General features: G+C 54.4%; 1 rRNA gene. It reads left to right on the top strand.

The window, feature by feature from the left end:
- Positions 1-1,399, top strand: a 23S ribosomal RNA gene (locus tag HZZ01_RS20655); the annotation flags it as partial.
- Between the last annotated feature and the right edge of the window lie 21 nt (positions 1,400-1,420).

Consider the following 1,420-nt stretch of genomic DNA (forward strand, 5'->3'; position numbering starts at 1 on the left):
AACGCTGAGGCGTGACGACGAGGCACTACGGTGCTGAAGTGATAAATGCCCAGCTTCCAGGAAAAGCCTCTAAGCATCAGGTAACACAGAATCGTACCCCAAACCGACACAGGTGGTCAGGTAGAGAATACCAAGGCGCTTGAGAGAACTCGGGTGAAGGAACTAGGCAAAATGGTGCCGTAACTTCGGGAGAAGGCACGCTGGCGCGTAGGTGGAGGGACCTGCTCCCCGAGCCGAAGCCAGTCGAAGATACCAGCTGGCTGCAACTGTTTATTAAAAACACAGCACTGTGCAAACACGAAAGTGGACGTATACGGTGTGACGCCTGCCCGGTGCCGGAAGGTTAATTGATGGGGTTATCCGCAAGGAGAAGCTCTTGATCGAAGCCCCGGTAAACGGCGGCCGTAACTATAACGGTCCTAAGGTAGCGAAATTCCTTGTCGGGTAAGTTCCGACCTGCACGAATGGCGTAATGATGGCCAGGCTGTCTCCACCCGAGACTCAGTGAAATTGAACTCGCTGTGAAGATGCAGTGTACCCGCGGCAAGACGGAAAGACCCCGTGAACCTTTACTACAGCTTGACACTGAACATTGAGCCTTGATGTGTAGGATAGGTGGGAGGCTTTGAAGCGCGGACGCCAGTTCGCGTGGAGCCAACCTTGAAATACCACCCTTTAATGTTTGATGTTCTAACGTAGGCCCGTGATCCGGGCTGCGGACAGTGTCTGGTGGGTAGTTTGACTGGGGCGGTCTCCTCCTAAAGAGTAACGGAGGAGCACGAAGGTCAGCTAATCACGGTCGGACATCGTGAGGTTAGTGCAATGGCATAAGCTGGCTTGACTGCGAGAGTGACGGCTCGAGCAGGTGCGAAAGCAGGTCATAGTGATCCGGTGGTTCTGAATGGAAGGGCCATCGCTCAACGGATAAAAGGTACTCCGGGGATAACAGGCTGATACCGCCCAAGAGTTCATATCGACGGCGGTGTTTGGCACCTCGATGTCGGCTCATCACATCCTGGGGCTGAAGTAGGTCCCAAGGGTACGGCTGTTCGCCGTTTAAAGTGGTACGCGAGCTGGGTTTAGAACGTCGTGAGACAGTTCGGTCCCTATCTGCCGTGGGCGCTGGAGAATTGAGGGGGGTTGCTCCTAGTACGAGAGGACCGGAGTGAACGCACCACTGGTGTTCGGGTTGTCATGCCAATGGCATTGCCCGGTAGCTAAGTGCGGAAAAGATAAGTGCTGAAAGCATCTAAGCACGAAACTTGCCCCGAGATGAGTTCTCCCTGACTCCCAGAGAGTCCTGAAGGGACGTTGAAGACTACGACGTTGATAGGCCGGGTGTGTAAGCGCAGCGATGCGTTGAGCTAACCGGTACTAATGACCCGTGAGGCTTAACCTTACAACGCCAGAGGCGTTTTTG

Source organism: Pantoea sp. WMus005, assembly GCF_013415305.1.
Classification (GTDB): domain Bacteria; phylum Pseudomonadota; class Gammaproteobacteria; order Enterobacterales; family Enterobacteriaceae; genus Pantoea; species Pantoea rara.